The following is a 19,711-nucleotide window of genomic DNA, read 5'->3' on the forward strand; positions in this document are numbered from 1 at the left end:
GTCCCGAAACAAAGGGGCGGCCCTTTTCGTTATCCTCTATTGAAGGTGCGCTGCAGAATTGACCATGGGCTCCAGCTCATGGTTGCCCTGTAGTGCGAGCAGATTTATAGACCATTAGAAGGGAAGCTTTTCCATGAGCGATAAGGCCCCAATGACGGCGGACTCCGTGTTCGACAAGCTCCTGAAGGAGCGCATCATTTGGCTCGGCGAGCAGGTGGACGACGAGATTGCCAACAAGCTGTGTGGCCAGATGCTGCTGTTGGCCGCAGAGGATCCAGAGCGGGATATCGCTCTGTACATCAACTCGCCAGGTGGCTCCGTGACTGCTGGCATGGCTATTTACGACACCATGCAGTTCGTTCCATGTGATGTTGCTACCTACGGAATGGGTCTTGCGGCCTCGATGGGGCAGTTCCTTCTGTCCGCTGGCGCGAAGGGCAAGCGGTACGCGCTGCCTCACGCTCGTATCATGATGCACCAGCCTTCTGCTGGTATCGGTGGCACGGCAGCTGACATCACTATTCAGGCTGAGCAGTTTGCTCAGACGAAGAAGGAAATGGCTCGCTTGATTTCCGAGCACACCGGTCAGCCATTGGAGCGCATCGTTGAGGACTCGGACCGTGACCGTTGGTTCACGGCTAACGAGGCAAAGGAGTACGGCTTCGTCGATCACGTCGTGTCGTCTCTGAAGGACACTAACCGGTAATTCATCGTTGGCCTTTAGCCAATGATGACGATGAACATGGAGATGAATAACATGCAGATGCCTCAGTCGCGTTACGTGCTTCCTTCTTTCGTTGAGCACTCCAGCTTCGGCGCTAAGGAATCTAACCCTTACAACAAGCTTTTCGAAGAGCGCATTATCTTCCTCGGCTCGCAGGTCGATGACACTGCGGCGAATGACATCATGGCGCAGCTTCTAGTGCTCGAAGGCCTGGACCCAGATCGTGACATCACGATGTACATTAATTCGCCAGGTGGTTCGTTTACTTCGTTGATGGCCATCTACGACACCATGCAGTACGTCCGACCAGACGTTCGCACGGTATGCCTGGGCCAGGCTGCATCCGCCGCAGCTGTTCTGTTGGCAGCTGGTGCCCCAGGCAAGCGAGCAGCGCTTCCTAACGCTCGCGTTCTTATTCACCAGCCAGCTACCCAGGGCATTCAAGGCCAGGTGTCGGACCTCGAGATTCAGGCTGCGGAGATCGAGCGCATGCGTACTCTCATGGAGCAGACTCTCGCTGAGCATTCTGGTCGCACTGCTGAGCAGATCCGCAAGGACACTGATCGCGATAAGATCCTGACCGCTCACGAAGCTGTCGAGTACGGCATCATCGATCAGGTCTTTGAGTACCGTAAGCTCAACAAGTAATCCCAGTTAAACGGCACCTTTGGTGCTTTTGCTTGACGACGAGGTCGGCTACATGTTTGTAGTCGACCTTTTCTGTTGTCGTCGTGAAGCAAGGGCGTGAAGGGGAGTGCAACATGTTAGGCGTGTCCCTCCCCGTGGTGCTTAGTTCTCTAAGAATGACCGGGTAAGGTTGGGTAAGTTCACAAGTCACCCGAATGGAAGCGAGCTGCTGAAGTTTCATGGCACGTATGCAAGAAAGCGCTGACCTTCTGAAGTGTTCCTTCTGTGGAAAGAGTCAGAAGCAGGTCAAGAAGCTTATTGCCGGTCCAGGCGTGTATATCTGCAACGAGTGCATTGAGCTCTGCAATGAGATCATCGAGGAAGAGCTCAACACCAGTGCTGCGCCTGCGGAGGCAGAGGATCGTCTTCCACGTCCCGCTGAGATCCGCGACTTCCTTGATGAGTACGTCATTGGTCAGGATTCCGCGAAACGTACCTTGGCGGTCGCTGTGTACAACCACTACAAGCGTAATCGCGCATGTGAGTTGGCAGGTAAGGACGATGTCGAGCTGGCGAAGTCCAATATCTTGATGCTCGGCCCAACTGGTTGTGGCAAAACATATTTGGCACAAACGTTGGCCCGCAAGCTGGATGTACCATTTGCCATCGCAGATGCCACGAGCTTGACGGAGGCTGGCTACGTCGGTGAGGACGTCGAGAATATCCTGCTGAAGTTGTTGCAGGCAGCCGACTTCGATGTAGAGAAGGCACAGCGCGGAATTATTTATGTCGATGAGGTCGACAAGATTTCCCGTAAGTCGGAGAACCCATCGATTACTCGCGATGTTTCTGGCGAGGGCGTGCAGCAGGCGCTTCTGAAGATCTTGGAAGGTACTGTTGCTGCGGTTCCACCGCAGGGTGGTCGCAAGCATCCAAACCAAGAGTTCATTCAGTTCGACACTACGAACGTGCTGTTCATTGTTGCTGGTGCATTCGCTGGTTTGGAGAAAGTTATCCAGGAACGCGCTGGCAAGCGCAGTCTTGGTTTCGGCGCTGATGTGAGCTCCACCAAGGACGAGGATCAGGTTGATCCGTTCGGAAAGGTACTGCCAGAGGATCTGATCAAATTCGGTTTGATCCCTGAGTTCATTGGTCGTCTGCCAGTCATCGCTTCGGTTACCAACCTCGATGAAGATGCACTGGTGCGGGTACTCACTGAACCGAAGAACTCGCTAGTTCGCCAGTACCAGCGACTATTCGAAATGGACGGTGTCGAACTGTCCATCGATGATGACGCACTGCATGCTATTGCGCACAAGGCAATTGAGCGCGATACGGGCGCACGTGGTCTGCGCGGCATCTTGGAAGAGATTCTGTTGCCAGTCATGTTCGATGTCCCTGATATGGAAAACGTTTCTTACGTTGTCGTTCATAAGGGATGCGTGACTGATGGCGACGCCCCGGAGCTGTTGGAAGGCGAACCAGGCGAAAAGAGCGCCTAATGGGGCTGTACTTGTAGCTGGATGTCACTCGTAGCTGGTTGCGGCGTATGGCATAAAGAGAGCGGGTCTTCGGACCCGCTCTTTCATTTTGTTTGCTGCATCGTCACATGCTCTGCATGCGTAGCTTCGCCAGTCACGCTAGGTGTCGCAGGCGCCTTTGGCTAAGAGACGACAGAAGGCACTAGTCATTCTCGTCGTAGATATCAGTGAAATCAGGTGCGACATCGGTGCTGTCGTCGGGCTGATTCGTTGACAAGTTGTTAGAGCCGTAGATGTCATCGGACAGCGCGGTATCTGGGATAGTGTTCGCCGACGGAAGTGTGTAGGAAGCGCCTGGTTCACGGCGTGGCGACGACGTCAAGAAGCCAGTAACCACATCTTGAGCAAATTCGCGGAGCTGGTTCGACAACATGCTTGACGTCAGCTCGACGTTGTAGAGATTGTGGAAAGTGCGTTCGTGCAAGGTCGGGAACGATGCCAACGACAGCACCATGACATAAAGGTCCAGCGCGGACACGTCAGTGCGGAAAGCACCGAAGTCGCGGCCGAGCAGCAAAATCCGGTCGAATTCCATAACAATAGGAGAGTGGCCTAACGTTCCCGTTGACTCTTCGAGAGGAAGAATCGGGTGCAGATTCTCCTGAATGATGAAACGGACAGCAATAGGGTGGTCAGCGAAGGAATCGTGGACCACTCCTACTACGTGCTGCAATGCCTCAACTGGAACTTCTGACGGAGCACGCAGTGATTCAATGCTGGGGCGAACCAAGGACAGAACGTAGCCGTACGTTGCCCGGTACAACCCCATTTTGTCACCACAATGGTAATGGAGCATGCGCTTCGAGACACCAGAAGCGCTTGCAATAGCATCGAGGCGAGCTTCGGTGTACCCCTTCGCAGTGAATTCATGCAACGCTGCATCCAAGACTGACTGGGGGATAGTGTCAGAAGAGCTTGCAGACTTCAATAGAATTCCTTTTCGCTATTAGCCTTTGATGCGCAATTTTCGCCCCATCGTTTGGGGGTAAAAGTGTCCGATCGAAACGTAAACGGACTGCAATAAGTACAAAACTACCTGGGGTAATGGTTGGTCTCGCACAATGTTAGCCGTTTTGTCCGGTTAAGACTTTTGAATCGCCCCCATCTGCGCCAAGTGTGAAACGGCACTAAGGTGGGCAGCAGTTACTAACCAAGTGAATCCATCAAGAGAAAGGACTGTAGTGAGCGCTTCCCCTGTAAAGGTTACGGTCACCGGTGCAGCCGGCCAGATTGCATATTCCCTACTTTTCCGTATTGCTAATGGCGATGTTTACGGTAAGGACACCCCAGTCGAGCTGAACCTGCTGGAGATCCCAGCAGCTGTTCACGCTACTGAGGGCGTTGCCATGGAGCTCATGGACTCCGCATTCCCACTACTGCGTGGCATCAACATCACTGATGACGCAAACAAGGCATTCGACGGCGCGAATTGCGCATTCCTCGTTGGTGCAAAGCCACGTGGCAAGGGCGAAGAGCGTTCCGCACTGCTCAGCGCTAACGGCAAGATTTTCGGTCCTCAGGGCAAGGCTCTGAACGACCATGCAGCAGACGACATCAAGGTCTTGGTCATTGGCAACCCAGCTAATACCAACACCCTGATTACCGCTAACCACGCACAGGACATCCCTGCAGACCGCTTCACCGCAATGATGCGCCTGGATCACAACCGTTCCCTGTCCCAGCTGGCAGACAAGACCGGTCGTACCACCACCGAGATCAAGAACATGATCGTATGGGGTAACCACTCTGCTACCCAGTTCCCAGACATCACCTACGCCACCATCGGTGACGAGAAGGTATCTGACCTGGTTGAGCAGGATTGGGTAGACGGCGAGTTCATTCCTCGCGTCGCAAAGCGTGGCGCTGAGATCATCGAGGTGCGCGGTTCTTCTTCTGCTGCATCCGCTGCATCTGCTGGTATCGATCACATGCGTGACTGGGTACAGGGCACCCCAGAGGGTGACTGGGTATCGGTCGCACTGCCATCTGATGGTTCCTACGGCATCGACGAGGGCCTCGTTGCAGGTATGCCTTGCACGTCCGTCAACGGTAAGTGGGAGATCGTTCAGGGCCTGGAAATCTCCGACTACCAGCGCGAGCGCATCGCAGCTAACGTCGAGGAGCTCAAGGCTGAGCGCGACGCTGTGAAGGATCTGCTGGTCTAACTCTGGCTTCGCTTTACTGTTTATCAGCAACTGGCTCTTAAACAGACAACCGCACCTAGGACACGAACTGACGTGTTTGCTAGGTGCGGTTTTGCTTTGCGACGGTTGTCGTCGACAGGCTTAGTGACTCTTAGATAGGTACCTTCGTTGCGCAGTCGATGCGTGTGTATGGCCTGCCCTGATCATCGACAGCGTTAGGTGTGTAGCCACCTCCGTAGGCACGGCACCCAGTATAGGTATCAACCCCACCGCCGATCCCGGCAGAACTCTCAGAGTCTGATTCACTGTTTCCGCTGGTGTCAGGTGGTGGAGGGGCTTGATACTGGGAAGTATTCGGTGAGGTATCGGCTCCATTGGCAGGTTTGCCTGCAGAACTGTCAACTGTGTCATCCACTTCGGAGGTCTGCTCTTGGGCGTCTTCCGCATCGGTTTGCTCCGTGTTTTCTAGCTCCGTTTGCTTCGCTTCTTCTAGGCGGCGATGCTTTTCTTTGACAGCTTGGGTGCGGGCATCGTTCAGATTACGACGGACTGGATCGATTTCTTCATTTGCTTTGTCGCTGAAGTGCTTAGCAATAGCCGAACCATCCTCGCCTTCTTTGACTGACAGGACGTGAAAGGCGTCCAGATTCCTGAATGCCTCATCGATAGCGTCGATATGGGCATCAAGTTCTTCATCGCTGAGCGTTGCGAGTGAGGAACCGGTCAGTGCTTCGCCGTAAGATTTCAGCTGAGATTCTGGCGAGCACCCTAGGGTTGGATCATGAATACCCTTTTGTTGATCGGAAGCGACTTCTTCTGCCTGCAGCACTTGCTCGTAGAACTTCCTATTTGGCTCCACGAGCATGGCTTTGCCGAAACCTTCTTGAGCAATTCGTGCGTTGACCAGATCGTCTTCCAAGAAAACGCCTGCAAGCGTGCGACCGTACCTGTCGTGCACCACTTCATCCGTCTCCAGGCGCACAATAGTTGATGGTGGCAACAGCTTTTCCAAGAAGTCTTTCGCTTCTTGCCCGTAGCAAGATTCAGCAGGGATATCGCTTTTCATTTCAGGAGTATCAATATTGAGGAAACGAACCTTCGTTTCTTCGCCCTCGTTGTTTTTGACCGAGATCGTGTCTCCATCAATGACGTGACTTACTGTGTATGAATCGCTTTCATCGCCACCAGCCACAGCCGCAACAGTAAGTACACCGAATACGCCAATTGCGCCAAGAAGTTTTCCAGATGCCATGACTGGAAAATTTACCGGACAGTACTATCCCCAAGGAAAGTGATGCCCTCCCGCGAAGCCGTCGTCAAGCGAATCCGGCGTTCAGGCTAAGATGTAGCGCGTGACTGACGTGAGCGAGAAGAACGTGAATAAAGCAGACAAGCTGCCCAAGTCGTGGAACCCGGCGGAGGTAGAGGCTGACCTGTACCAGGGGTGGGTAGACGCAGGGTATTTCCATGCTGATCCCGCCAGCGACAAGCCTGGGTATTCGATCGTCCTTCCGCCACCAAATGTGACCGGTCAGCTGCACATGGGCCACGCGCTCGACCACACGTTGATGGATGCGCTGGTGCGTCGCAAGCGTATGCAGGGCTATGAGGTTTTGTGGCTGCCAGGCATGGACCATGCTGGTATCGCAACGCAGACCAAGGTCGAGGCCAAGCTCAAGGAAGAAGAGGGCAAGGACCGCTTCGACTATGGCCGCGAAGAGTTCGTCGAGAAGGTCTGGGAATGGAAGCGCGATTTTGGCGATCGCATCGGTAACCAGATGCGCATGATCGGCGATTCGCTGGACTGGGAGCGCGAGCGTTTCACTCTGGATGAGGGGCTGTCGCGAGCTGTTCAGACCATTTTTAAGGAGCTGTACGACCAGGGTCTTATTTACCGCGCCAAGCGTATGGTGAACTGGTCGCCAGTTCTGCAAACGGCAATCTCTGATATCGAAGTCAAGTACGAAGATGTCGACGGTGAGCTTGTATCGTTCCGTTACGGCGATGGCGAAGAGTCCATCGTTGTTGCCACCACCCGTGTCGAGACAATGCTGGGTGACGTCGCAATTGCAGTTCATCCAGACGATGAGCGGTACACGGCGCTCGTCGGCAAAGTTCTTCCACATCCGTTCCGCGGTGATTTGAAGATCGAAGTTATTGCAGATGACTATGTCGATCTGGAGTTCGGTACCGGCGCTGTGAAGATCACTCCGGCGCACGATCCGAATGACTTTGCCATGGGCCAGCGTCACAACCTGGACATGCCTGAAGTCATTGACACCACGGGCACGATTTTCAATACCGGTACTCGCTTTGACGGTATGGATCGCGCGGAAGCACGTAAGGAGATCACGGAGGCACTGCGCGAGCAGGGCCGAATCGTGAAGGAAATCCGCCCGTACGTCCACTCTGTTGGACACTCGGAACGCTCGGGCGAAGCTATCGAGCCACTTCTGAGCGAACAGTGGTTTGTCAAGGTCGAGCAGCTGGCCAAGATGTCCGGCGATGCAATTCGCGAAGGCGACACGGTAATTCACCCAGCATCGCAGGAGCCTCGTTGGTTCGATTGGGTCGATGATATGCACGATTGGTGCATTTCCCGTCAGTTGTGGTGGGGTCATCGCATTCCAATTTGGTACGGACCAGAAGGCGAGATCGTCTGCTGTGGTCCGGACGACGAGCCGCCAACGGGCGAAGGCTGGCGCCAGGACCCAGATGTCTTGGACACTTGGTTCTCGTCTGCGTTGTGGCCGTTCTCCACGATGGGCTGGCCGGAGGCAACTCCAGAGCTTGCAAAGTTCTACCCAACATCTGTGCTGGTCACTGGATACGACATCCTGTTCTTCTGGGTCGCCCGCATGATGATGTTCTCGACGTTCGCAGCCACTTTGCCTAACTCGCCTCTGGGTAAGGGCAAGGATGGTCGACCACAGGTGCCATTCAACGATGTGTTCCTGCACGGCCTGGTGCGCGACGAGCAAGGGCGCAAGATGTCCAAGTCCCTTGGCAACGGCATCGATCCACTCGATTGGGTTCGCGACTACGGTGCGGACGCCCTACGCTTCACGCTTGCCCGTGGCGCAAACCCAGGTTCCGACCTTCCGGTTGGCAACGATGCAGCACAGTCGTCCCGTAACTTTGCGACGAAGCTGTTTAACGCAACTCGCTTCGCGCTGATGAACGGTGCCAAGGTGTCGGCAATGCCGGCTCGCGAGACGCTGACGGATACCGACCGCTGGATTCTCGATCGCTTGGAGCAAGTTCGCTCTGAGGCCGACGCTGCGCTAGACAAGTACGAGTTTTCGAAGGCTAACGAAGCCCTATTCCACTTTGCGTGGGACGAGTTCTGTGACTGGTACTTGGAGATGACGAAGGTTGACTTCCCATTCTTGAAGGAAGGGGAGAGCCTCACCGAAGAGCAGGAAGCTCGCGCTGAATCGACTCGTACGGTTCTTGGCAATGTCTTGGATACGCTGCTTCGGTTGCTGCACCCAACGATGCCATTCGTCACGGAAACGCTGTGGAAAGCATTGACCGACGGCGATGCAGACACTCCAGAGTCGTTGGTTATCGCGTCGTGGCCAACTGCCGAAATGACGACGAACGGTGCAGCTGTAGATGAGACGGCTGCTCGTCGCATCGAAGACGTTCAAAAGCTCGTGACCGAGCTACGTCGTTTCCGCAATGACCAGGGCGTGAAGCCATCACAGCGCGTTCCTGCCCGTATGGAGTTGGCAGCGGCTGACCTACAGGACCAGGAAGCAATTATCCGCTCCCTGGCTCGCGCGGAGGAACCAGCAGAAGGCTTTACTGCAACTGCTTCAATCGAGGTTCGCTTGTCGCAGGCAACGATCGTTGTCGAGCTCGATACTTCCGGCACAGTCGACGTGGCTGCAGAGCGTAAGCGACTGGAAAAGGACTTGGCGAAGGCTGAGAAGGAACTAGCCGGTACTGAGAAGAAGCTCGGTAACGAAGCATTCCTCGGTAAGGCTCCAGAGGCTGTCGTGGAGAAGATTCGATCACGTCACCAGGTTGCACTGGAAGAGATTGACCGCATCAAGGCTCGCTTGGATGGATTGCCACAGGCATGAGTGACAAGAATCTAGACGGCGAATTCGATGAGGTCGGCCCAGCATTCGACCCTGCCGAGACTCAAATTGTCGAGGACACGGAACCGCGCGAGCTTGCAGAATCTGTAGAAGATTCGGAAGCCGAAGCCGCTGCAGATGAACTGCTGGGCTCGTTGTCGTCGGTGTCGTTCGGCTCGCTGTCGATGAACGAAGAGGGGTTATCGCTTCCTGTCGACGTCGATAAGCCTGTCAATGCGCCGACCTCACAGCAGGTGACTGCGGAGGACCTGGCAGAACTTGCTGTCGTCGAAGCGGCACTAGATACGCGTTGGCCAGAGACGAAGATTGATCCGTCGCTGGAGCGTATCGAGAAGTTGATGGATTACCTGGGCTCGCCGCAGCGCAGCGCTCCAGTGATTCACGTTGCCGGCACCAACGGCAAAACTTCGACTGTTCGTATGATCGAGTCGCTGGTGCGGGCGATGGGACGTCGTACCGGACGCACGACGAGCCCGCATCTACAGCTGGTGACGGAGCGCATCGCTATTGACGGTGCCCCAATTCACCCGCGGGACTATGTCCGAATTTGGCGTGAGATTCAGCCTTTTGTCGAGATGGTCGATGCTGAATCTGAGGCCGAAGGCGGGCCAAAAATGAGCAAATTCGAAGTGCTCACGGCGATGGCATACGCAGCTTTCGCGGATGCACCCGTCGATGTCGCTGTCGTCGAAGTCGGTATGGGCGGCACATGGGATGCGACGAACGTCGCGGAAGCCGATGTCGCAGTGGTCTGCCCGATTGGTCTGGATCACACGGAATACCTCGGTGACACCATTGCTGAAGTAGCAGAGGAAAAGGCCGGCATTATCAAGTCTCGGTGGAACGCCTCTGATTTGTTGACTCCGCCGGACAACGTCGCCGTTATCGGTGAGCAGGTTCCAGAAGCGATGGAGGTTTTGCTGAAGAGGGCTGTTGAGTGCGACGCGTCAGTCGCGCGCGCTGGTGCTGAATACGGCGTCGTGTCGCAGCAGTTGGCAGTGGGCGGTCAGCATTTGACTCTCCGTGGACTTGCCGGCGAGTACGAGGACATTCACTTGCCTTTGCATGGCCCTCACCAGGCCCGCAATGCTGCCACTGCACTTGCTGCCGTCGAAGCGTTTTTTGGTGCAGGTCCCGGTCGTCGGCTCGCAATCGATGCCGTGCGCGAAGGCTTTGCGACGGTTACCTCACCAGGCCGCCTCGAACGAGTACGTGCTACGCCGACCGTCTTTATCGACGCAGCACACAACCCGCATGGTGCCCGCGCGCTGCGTGAAGCATTGCAGGCAGAGTTCGACTTCCGCAAGGTTGTCGGAGTTGTCGCTGTATTGGGTGAAAAGGATGCTCGCGGAATTCTGACTGAGCTGGAGCCTTATCTGGAGGAAGTTGTGGTGACGGAAAATTCGTCGCCACGCGCCCTGCCAATGGAGGACCTCGCCGACCTGGCGGACCAGATTTTTGGAGATGAACGAGTACACCGAATCGAGACGCTGCCATCTGCTGTTGAACTCGCAGTTGCGCTGGCGGAAGAAACCGATTCTGGAGATGGCATCGTGAGTGGTTCTGGTGTTATCGTGACTGGCTCAGTTGTCACTGCGGGTGAAGCACGGACCCTATTTGGAAAGGATCCACAGTGAGCGAAGAAGAAACACAGCCGAGTGCTAGTGGTTCACAGCGAGATCTGTCGGGAATCGACCGCGAGGCACTGCGCGCGTACGAACACGGCCAAGACTTGTCAGATGGCGGTAAGTACGGGCCACTCGGTGCTGGACATGACCCTGCGAAGGATCCACTAAAAGGTCTTCGCGGAGTGATGGCGGGTACGTTGGTCATGCAGTCGATCTCCGTCTTGTTGGGCCTTACTGTCGTCTCGCGTGTCGATGGCGGCAGCATCATCGGCCACACCGCCGGTATGGCCTACATCGCCATCCTCGGTGTTGTGCTGTTCCTGCTTGCATTTGTTCAGCAGCGTGAGTGGGCGGTCAAGGCGAATATCGTCACGCAGGTGTTCAGTCTACTGTCGTTTGTCGCGCATTGGTCGATGGGCTTCGTCGGTGTGATTTTCGCTCTCGTGTGGCTCTACATTTTCCATCTGCGCAAGAACTTGCTTCAGCGCATGGAGCGTGGCTTGCTCACTACTCAGCACATGTAGTGCTGCGTAGCGCTGGGCATTTGCTTCACGACGATCCCACTACAGCAGCCGTCAGAAATAGGGTGCAACACCCTATTTCTGACGGCTGTCGCTATTACAAGTATTATTCGGTTCATGACTGAACGTACCCTGATTCTCATTAAGCCTGACGGCGTTGCACGCGGACTCGTTGGCGAGGTTATCTCTCGCATCGAGCGCAAGGGCCTGAAGCTGGTCGCTATGGACCTGCGTACCGCTGACGAAGCTACGGCTAAGGAGCACTACGCAGAGCACACCGAGAAGCCATTCTTCGGTGAGCTCGTTGACTTCATCACATCCGCACCACTGGTTGCAGGCGTGATCGAGGGTCCAAATGCTATTGCTGCATGGCGTCAGCTGGCTGGTGGCACCAACCCAGTCGAGTCTGCAACCCCAGGCTCCATTCGCGGTGACTTCGCACTCGAGGTTTCCAACAACATTGTTCATGGCTCTGACTCCCCAGAGTCCGCAGAGCGTGAAATCGGTATCTGGTTTCCAAATCTCTAATCAGTTCTAGTGCCGAATGGCGGTGAAAACCGCCAAACAACACTGAGGCCACCGCCAGCACATGTTGGCGGTGGCTTTTTCTATATCCGGGGTGGGGGAAAGCACGCAGCATGGGCAGTTGTTGAATTGCGCCGATTCATACCTTGATCCCGTACCTGTGCGACAATGGACAGCGCATAGAGATGTTCGCTCGCTGACTCCTACTCTCTGGTTTACGGGAACCCTCGAGGAGGGTTCACAGCTGTAGGCGCAGACGATCGCTGGGCATCATTGTGCGACAACAGACTTTTAAATATTCAACCGTCGTTTTGTAAGACCCCGCAGCAGACATGCAATGTTTGAGTTCTCGTTAGATGGAGAGAACTTTTGTATTTTCATGACGCGTCGTCGTTGCGAGTGGGCCTAGACGGCACCAAGGAGAACCTCATACCGTGGCAGACTACAGCCAGGAATTAGTCGCTCAAGCGCGCAACTTTAATAACGAAGAAGCACCACACAAAATTCGTGTGCATGCATTTGCGAAAGAATTGGGCATAACTTCAAAGGAACTTATTGCGTTCCTCGCAGATATCGACGTTGCAGTGAAGACAGCATCGTCGTCAGTGGACACTGAGCAGCGTGCAAAACTGCTCGCAGCGATTTCCGGATCCGACGTGGTAGCGGGCGATGCGACTGAGCAAGCAGCAGATCAGGCAACAGCGGAGCCTGAGCCTGCGGCGGAGCCAGAAGTCACAGCGAAGCCTACAGAATCCGACAACGCCGATGCTGAAGATGCAGGCACCGAAGAAACTGACGTCGCAGAAACGCACGCCGAGGACGTCGCCGACCAAATTGATGTCGTAACTGACACTGCCAGCGACGCGGATACTGCTGTTGAGAACAGTCTCGTCATCATGGGTGATCATGGCGACGACGTCACTGAGCAACTTGTCGAAGTTGTCCCACCAGTGACCCCGCCACCTCCAAACCCTACGTTCGCGGTGCCAGTTTTCATGGCTCCGAAGCCGATTGTCGACACCCCGGACGAGTTGGACGAAAGTATCGATGATGACGGTGGCGAGTTCGTCGTAAAGCCAGAGCAAACTGACGACCAGGAAGAATCTGCTGCTGAGTCGCCAGAGCGTCAGCCACGCCCACGTCGTCGTCGGGGGCGTCGTCGTGGTCGGGGAGCAGGTGCACCTGATTCCGCGCAGAAGTCAGCACAGACCAATGCGACGGACGAGGCTGAGAGTGCACCTGACGAAGGCACGAGCCAGACGCGAGTAACAAAGACTCGTTCCGTCGGACATGTGGAACCCGCTGAAGATGACGTTCCCGTGATTGAAGAGCCAAAGGCAGTGAAGGGTTCGACGCGGTTGGAAGCACAGCGTCGTCGTCGTGAAGAGCGTAAGGCAGAGTCTCGCAAGCGCCATGTCATTTCTGAAGCCGAGTTTTTGGCGCGGCGTGAGTCCGTCGAGCGCACGATGGTTGTGCGTGAGCGGGCGAGAACGGATCATCATGGCACCGTGACGCAGGTTGGTGTGCTGGAAGATGACATTCTGGTTGAGCATTTTGTCACGTCGGATACGCAGACCACGCAAATCGGCAATATCTACCTTGGTCGTGTGCAAAACGTGCTGCCAAGCATGGAAGCAGCGTTCGTGGACATCGGAACGGATCGAAACGCTGTTCTGTACGCGGGTGATCTGAACTGGAAGATGTTCGGCAATGCTGGACGTAGCCGTCGCATTGAACATGCGTTGAAGTCAGGCGACCAGGTGTTGGTGCAGGTCACCAAGGACCCAGTGGGGCACAAGGGTGCTCGACTGTCGACGCAGATTTCGCTCGCTGGCCGATTCCTGGTGTACGTACCGGGTGGCCGCAGCGCTGGTATTTCGCGAAAGCTACCAGAGTCTGAGCGCAAGCGACTGAAGGAGATCCTGAAGGAAGTTACTCCTGCAGGCTCTGGCACGATTATTCGCACCGCAGCGGAGAACATGTCACGGGAAGACATCAAGGCTGATGTCGATCGTTTGGAAGCACTGTGGCAAGACATCGACCGTCGCTCGGAAGAAGCGAAGGCCCGTCGTGGCGCAAAGCCGCTGACGTTGTATGAAGAGCCAGACATGCTCGTCAAGGTTGTTCGCGACCTGTTTAACGAAGACTTCACTCGTCTCGTAGTTGAAGGCGACCGCCCATGGCATACGGTGTCGGATTACGTTGAACGAGTTGCACCAGAGTTGGCGAGCCGACTTCAGCAGTACAAGGCTCACCAGCACGGCAATGTAGACGTCTTTGAACATTTCCGTATCGACGAGCAGCTTGCCAAGGCTCTCGAACGCAAGGTGTGGCTGCCGTCGGGTGGCACGCTGGTCATTGACCGCACCGAGGCAATGACCGTGGTCGACGTCAACACGGGCAAATTCACTGGTGCTGGTGGCAACCTCGAAGAGACTGTCACGCGCAACAACTTGGAAGCTGCCGAAGAAATTGTTCGCCAGATGCGTCTCCGTGACCTTGGCGGAATGATCGTCGTTGACTTCATTGACATGGTGCTGCCAGAAAACCAGGACTTGGTTCTGCGCCGTTTGAAGGAAGCCCTTGGCAGGGACCGCACGCGCCACGAGGTCAGTGAAGTTACCTCGCTCGGCTTGGTCCAGATGACACGCAAGCGACTTGGTACAGGTTTGCTCGAAACCTTCTCGACGTGCTGTGAAGCCTGTAACGGCCGAGGTCTGATCATCCACGTCGATCCGGTAGAGCAGGACGAGCAGCCGCGTCGTCATGCGAAGAGCAAGAAGAATCAGCACAAAAAGCCAACGGAACTGCAGAAGCATCCTGTTGCTTTGGCTATGCAGAATGACGACGAGTTGGAAGATGCGTCCCGCGATTCCACGGCGCAGGGCCAGGGCACTGACAAGCAGTCCGGCCAGCAGCACGAGGAACGTCCAGAGCGCCAGGAGCGTCACGATTCCGAACGTCCGGCACGATCGGGACGTCGTCGCCGTCGCGTAACTACGCGTCCACAGGATGCGCAAGATCGTCGCACGAGCACTCAGTCGCAGGAGACTGAGAAGCCACAGGACGCAGTCGAGGCGGCCGTGGAATCGGTGGTAGCTGAATCTCAGGCTGAGGAAAAGCGCCCACCACGTCGTCGTCGACGACGTGCGGCGGCTCAACAGGGTAGACACCGGGATGCTCGTCGTGAAGAATTCCGGGAACCGCGAGAAGACAACTCGATTGCTGCTGTTGCTGCTGCAGCCGTTGCCGAGGCACGTGAGGCAGATCCTGAAGAGCCATCCGATGATCGTTACGTGGCGCACACTGGACGTCGTCGCCGTCGTCGTCGGGTAGTGCACGTCGATCATCGCGCGGAAACCCAGCGCACGGAGCCACAAGCGACAGCCGTGGCTGAACCTGCGCCAACAGCGACCCATTTGGAAGCGCCAGCTACGCCGACCGACAAGGTCGCAAAGAGTAAGACGAAGAGCGAGGAGACTCCAGAACGCACGGGCAAGGAAACTCTTGCTGCTCGTCGACGTGGTCGTCGACGGGTAGTTCGCCGAGTAGCTCGTACGGACATCCGCCAGGAGGAAAGCCCAGAAACGGAGCTGCTGACCGCTGCTGACGACACCAACGACAAGCAGCGTCCAGAAACGAAGTCGGGCGGACGTTCTACGAAGCGTGCTACCCAACGCTCGGGCCAGCGTCAGGCGAAGAAACAATCCGAGCTACGCCAGGAGAAGACCTACGAGGAAGCGAAGGCTGAATTCGACAAGTCACCGCGTCGCCAGCGTCCAACTCGTGGCAAGTCTCGCTCGGATCACGCACCAAAGCCTGAGGACTTCACGCCACAGGCAGAGGCAGCTGCTCCGAAGACGCAGACTGCGAAGACCGACGCTCCGCAGACTCAGGCACCGCAGGCAGCGACTACTGGTGAAGAAGCTTCGAAGGCTTCTGCTCCCAAGTCTGGGACTGCTTCACGACGTGGTCGTCGTCGCGTAGTTCGCAAGAACACAGGCAGCCAGGCTACGAAGAAGTCTGCGCCGCGTTCATCGGCTTCTCAGCCAACTGAGGCTAAGAGCGGAGCAAAGACTGAGGCGAAGAAGACGACGGCACCGAAGACCGGGTCTGCACAGGCTGAACCGTCGGCATCGTCGGCACGCTCGGGTCGTCGTCGCACTCGACGGGTAGTACGTCGGGTTTCGGAGTAGTACAAAGCGCCGATTGCAAAATGCCCTGGAAGAGCCTCTAAAGAGGGCTCTGTCCGGGGCAGTTTGTAATTTAGGGGTTACATTCGCTACTCTTGACCAGTCGCTGTTCAAAGGTGTGCTAGGCATGCGCTGGACGAGGTCACGAAAAATCGGGATGCTCGCCTGGAAAGCGAACTGAGAAATCGGCTCGCGGTCCAAAGCACACTGAAGGACGCAAATACATTGTCCAGTCAAGGAACAACAGTTCTTTGAGCCAATCAACGAAAAAGGGGTAGCCCTCCTATGTACGCGATCGTCAAGACCGGCGGCAAGCAGTACAAGGTTGCCGAAGGTGACCTCGTCAAGGTCGAGAAGATCGAGGGTGAGTCAGGTTCTTCCGTGGCTCTCACCCCGGTTTTGCTCGTCGATGGCGCAGATGTCGTTTCCGACGCTGACAAGCTTGCCAACGTTAAGGTAAACGCCGAAATCGTCGAGTCCGCTAAGGGCCCGAAGATCCGCGGTATGCACTACAAGAATAAGACCGGCTACAAGCGTCGTTGGGGCCACCGTCAGCAGCTGACGGTACTCAAGGTCACTGGTATCGCTAAGTAAACCCGCCGATCAAGCTTTTCCCAAGGAGAAATCATGGCTTCTAAGAAGGGTGCATCCAGCACCAACAACGGCCGCGACTCCGAGGCCAAGCGCCTCGGCGTGAAGCGCTTCGGCGGCCAGCAGGTCAAGGCAGGCGAGATCCTCGTCCGTCAGCGCGGAACCTCGTTCCACCCAGGTGAGAACGTCGGTCGCGGTGGGGACGACACTCTCTTCGCCCTGAAGGCAGGTGCCGTTCAGTTCGGTTCCCGTCGTAACCGTCGCATCGTTTCCATCGTGGAAGACGCTGAGGCGTAAACAACTGAGCTTTTAACATGAAGGGGCTGCCATTTGGCAGTCCCTTCATTCTTTTAATACCCAGGCGTGCGCATGTGCCAAAATTGGTAGAGAACTCGTTTTGATTTCTTTCGCATTCCGTGCTCTTTTCTAGGAAACAGGAATTTCAGTCATGTCTCGTTTTATTGACCGTGTAGTACTGCACTTGCAGGCCGGTGACGGTGGCCACGGCTGTAACTCCGTGCTCCGGGAAAAGTTCAAGCCACTCGGCGGTCCCGATGGCGGTAACGGTGGTCATGGTGGTGACATCGTCCTTGTTGTCGACCCGCAAGTCCACACTCTGATGGACTTTCACTTTCACCCGCACATCAAGGCGGAAAAGGGAAGCCCTGGCGCAGGTGATCACCGAAATGGTGCGCGTGGTGAAGACCTCATCTTGAAGGTACCAGAGGGCACTGTTGTCACCACGACGGATGGGGAAGTGCTGGCTGATATGACCGGCATCGGTACCCGCTTCGTCGCAGCTGAAGGTGGCTACGGAGGTTTGGGAAATGCAGCATTGGCCAATAAGCACCGCCGCGCACCAGGTTTCGCTCTATTGGGCGAACCAGGCGAAGAAAAGGACCTAGTACTCGAACTCAAGTCCATGGCCGACGTTGGCTTGGTGGGGTTCCCGTCGGCAGGTAAGTCCTCTCTGGTTAGCGCCTTGAGCGCGGCTAAGCCAAAGATTGGTGCGTACCCGTTTACGACGTTGCAGCCAAACCTCGGCGTGGTCAATGTTGGGCATGAGTCGTTTACCATTGCGGACGTTCCTGGGTTGATTCCGGGTGCTTCGGAGGGCCGTGGTCTGGGATTGGATTTCCTGCGCCACATTGAACGTACGGCTGTGCTTGCCCATGTTGTGGACTGTGCGACGTTTGAAAGTGACCGTGACCCGGTATCCGATATCAAGGTGTTGGAACACGAACTGGAGAATTACCAGTCCGTGTTGCAAAACGATGTGGGTCTCGGTGACCTACGCACGCGCCCTCGCGTCATTATTCTGAACAAGCTGGACATTCCAGATGCTAAGGATATGGCGGAGATGATGCGTCCAGAGCTTGAGGAGTTCGGTTGGCCAATCTTCGAGATTTCCACCGCATCCCACGAAGGCCTGAAGGAATTGATCTACGGCCTGAAAGACCTCATTGAGAAGTTCCGTAAGGACAATCCTGCTCCTAGCCCTGAGAAGCATACTGTGCTGACTCCGAAGCCTGTCGGACGTCGCGGTCGCGTCCAGGAGTTCGAGATTGTCAAGGATCCAGACCACGAAGGTGGTTTCAAGGTTGTCGGGCGCAAGCCGGAACGATGGATTCACCAGACGGACTTCGAGAACGACGAAGCTGTCGGTTACTTGGCCGACCGCTTGGCCAAGATCGGTGTTGAAGAAGCACTGGCCAAGGCTGGTGCAGTTCCTGGTTGCCCAGTGACCATCTCGTACATCACTTTCGAGTGGCACCCACAGATGGCTGCCGGTGAAGACTTCGTGCCATCCGGTCGAGGCACCGACGATCGCCTGTACGCCAACGAACGTGCCTCTGCCGAAGAGCGCAAGCGTGCCTCGCAGGCTCGTCGTGGACTCATTGACGAATTCGACTATGGCGACGGCCAGGTCGCAGATAGGGAGCGTTTCCAGTAACTATGCATGTCGCCTCAACCCCATCCGCACCAACGGGTTTCTCCAGTTCAACGCGCAACGATATTGCGTTGGCGAAGCGAGTCGTCGTCAAGATCGGCTCGTCATCTCTGACTGGTCCCGACGGACGTACCGATCCAGAACGCATCGACTTTATTGCGGATGCATTGGAGAAAAGAATGGGGCGAAGCGACATCATTGTGGTGTCGTCGGGTGCAGTGGCGTCAGGAATGGGACCTTTGGGCCTGACGTCACGGCCAACTGATTTGGCAACGAAGCAGGCCGCCGCTGCTGTCGGGCAGGTGCGCTTGGCACAAGAGTGGGGACGTTCGTTTGCGCGCTATGGACGGACGACTGGCCAGGTGCTTTTGACGGCATCGGACGCTGGTGACCGCACTCGTGCGCGCAATGCGCAGCGAACTATCGACCGTCTGCGCCAACTCCATGCAGTGCCGATTGTGAACGAGAATGACACGGTCGCCACGTTCGAGTTCCGCTTCGGCGATAATGACCGTCTGGCGGCGTTGGTGAGTCACATTGCGTATTGCGATGCGTTGATCCTCTTGTCAGATGTGGACGGTTTGTATGACCGCAATCCTTCCGAACCTGGCGCGAAGTTCGTTCCGGAAGTGTGGAGCGGGAATGACCTGAAGGGCGTTATCGCAGGTGACGGTGGCGCTCTTGGCACCGGAGGCATGGCATCAAAAGTTACTGCAGCGCGACTGGCATCCCGTGCTGGTGTGCCTGTTTTGCTGACTTCAACCGAGAATATCGATCGCGCTCTCGACGCAGCGGATGTTGGCACAGCATTCGCGGCTAAGGAGAATCGCTTGTCGTCGTGGAAGTTCTGGGCATTGTATGCGGCAGACGCTCACGGAGTTTTGCGTATCGACGAAGGAGCCGTGACAGCAGTAACCGAATGGCGCAAGTCTCTCTTGCCAGTCGGTATTACTAGCATTGATGGCGATTTTTCGGCGGGTGACATTGTCGAAATTGTCGGTCCCAACGGTGAAAGCGTCGGCCGTGGTGAAGTGAATTATGACGCGAGCGAGCTGGAACAGATGATTGGATTCCCAACAGCGTCTCTACCAGACGGGATGCAAAAGCCAGTAGTGCATGCCGATTACTTGTCGGAATATGCTTCACGTGCATAATTG

At 55.9% G+C, this 19,711-nt stretch carries 15 protein-coding genes; 13 read left to right on the top strand and 2 right to left on the bottom strand.

Features of this window, described 5'->3' with window-relative positions:
• The first annotated feature begins 133 nt into the window (after positions 1-133).
• From WG934_RS03285 to clpX, 3 genes are all read left to right on the top strand, one after another.
• Complete coding sequence (locus tag WG934_RS03285; RefSeq protein WP_339977566.1) at positions 134-706, top strand: ATP-dependent Clp protease proteolytic subunit; 573 nt, start codon at positions 134-136, stop codon at positions 704-706.
• Between the two features lie 36 nt (positions 707-742).
• Positions 743-1,372 (top strand): ATP-dependent Clp protease proteolytic subunit, encoded by a 630-nt coding sequence (locus tag WG934_RS03290; RefSeq protein WP_339978791.1) that lies wholly within the window; start codon positions 743-745, stop codon positions 1,370-1,372.
• A 218-nt stretch (positions 1,373-1,590) separates the two neighbouring features.
• Positions 1,591-2,853 carry an ATP-dependent Clp protease ATP-binding subunit ClpX gene (clpX, locus tag WG934_RS03295; RefSeq protein WP_339977568.1) on the top strand — a complete coding sequence of 421 codons (1,263 nt, stop codon included), beginning with the start codon at positions 1,591-1,593 and terminating at the stop codon, positions 2,851-2,853.
• A gap of 181 nt (positions 2,854-3,034) precedes the next feature.
• Here the strand turns inward: clpX and WG934_RS03300 are convergent, their stop codons facing one another.
• Positions 3,035-3,820, bottom strand: a complete 786-nt coding sequence (locus WG934_RS03300; RefSeq protein WP_339977570.1) for a TetR family transcriptional regulator — start codon at positions 3,818-3,820, stop codon at positions 3,035-3,037.
• Between the two features lie 253 nt (positions 3,821-4,073).
• Here WG934_RS03300 and WG934_RS03305 point away from each other — a divergent pair, with 253 nt between their 5' ends.
• Positions 4,074-5,057, top strand: coding sequence for a malate dehydrogenase (locus WG934_RS03305; protein ID WP_339988683.1), 984 nt, complete (start codon positions 4,074-4,076; stop codon positions 5,055-5,057).
• 130 nt (positions 5,058-5,187) lie between these two features.
• On the opposite strand, the gene WG934_RS03310 is transcribed toward WG934_RS03305, so the two are convergent.
• Positions 5,188-6,228 (bottom strand): thermonuclease family protein, encoded by a 1,041-nt coding sequence (locus WG934_RS03310; protein ID WP_339988684.1) that lies wholly within the window; start codon positions 6,226-6,228, stop codon positions 5,188-5,190.
• 160 nt (positions 6,229-6,388) lie between these two features.
• On the opposite strand from WG934_RS03310, the gene WG934_RS03315 reads away from it, so the two are divergent.
• The 9 genes from WG934_RS03315 to proB all read left to right on the top strand — a co-directional run bounded on the left by WG934_RS03315 (position 6,389) and on the right by proB (position 19,708).
• Positions 6,389-9,127: a valine--tRNA ligase gene (locus tag WG934_RS03315; protein WP_445228177.1), complete on the top strand. Its 2,739-nt coding sequence runs from the start codon at positions 6,389-6,391 to the stop codon at positions 9,125-9,127.
• Positions 9,128-9,309: 182 nt separating this feature from the next.
• Complete coding sequence (gene folC / locus WG934_RS03320; RefSeq protein WP_339989237.1) at positions 9,310-10,782, top strand: bifunctional tetrahydrofolate synthase/dihydrofolate synthase; 1,473 nt, start codon at positions 9,310-9,312, stop codon at positions 10,780-10,782.
• Positions 10,783-10,877: 95 nt separating this feature from the next.
• Positions 10,878-11,297 (top strand): DUF4233 domain-containing protein, encoded by a 420-nt coding sequence (locus WG934_RS03325; RefSeq protein WP_339978798.1) that lies wholly within the window; start codon positions 10,878-10,880, stop codon positions 11,295-11,297.
• A gap of 114 nt (positions 11,298-11,411) precedes the next feature.
• Entirely contained in the window at positions 11,412-11,822 is a 411-nt protein-coding gene (gene ndk, locus WG934_RS03330; protein WP_339977574.1) for a nucleoside-diphosphate kinase, read from the top strand.
• Positions 11,823-12,253: 431 nt separating this feature from the next.
• Entirely contained in the window at positions 12,254-16,015 is a 3,762-nt protein-coding gene (locus WG934_RS03335) for a translation initiation factor IF-2 N-terminal domain-containing protein (protein ID WP_339988685.1), read from the top strand.
• A 282-nt stretch (positions 16,016-16,297) separates the two neighbouring features.
• Positions 16,298-16,606: a 50S ribosomal protein L21 gene (gene rplU / locus WG934_RS03340; protein WP_339977578.1), complete on the top strand. Its 309-nt coding sequence runs from the start codon at positions 16,298-16,300 to the stop codon at positions 16,604-16,606.
• 33 nt (positions 16,607-16,639) lie between these two features.
• A complete protein-coding gene (rpmA, locus tag WG934_RS03345; RefSeq protein ID WP_339977580.1) occupies positions 16,640-16,900 on the top strand; it encodes a 50S ribosomal protein L27 in 261 nt (86 codons plus the stop codon).
• Positions 16,901-17,051: 151 nt separating this feature from the next.
• The gene (gene obgE / locus WG934_RS03350) at positions 17,052-18,557 is read left to right on the top strand and encodes a GTPase ObgE (RefSeq protein WP_339988687.1); all 1,506 of its coding nucleotides are present in this window, start codon (positions 17,052-17,054) and stop codon (positions 18,555-18,557) included.
• Positions 18,558-18,559: 2 nt separating this feature from the next.
• On the top strand, positions 18,560-19,708 hold the full coding sequence (gene proB / locus WG934_RS03355; protein ID WP_339977584.1) for a glutamate 5-kinase: 1,149 nt from the start codon (positions 18,560-18,562) through the stop codon (positions 19,706-19,708).
• The last annotated feature ends 3 nt before the right edge of the window (positions 19,709-19,711 follow it).

Source organism: Corynebacterium sp. H78, assembly GCF_037572275.1.
Lineage (GTDB): Bacteria > Actinomycetota > Actinomycetes > Mycobacteriales > Mycobacteriaceae > Corynebacterium.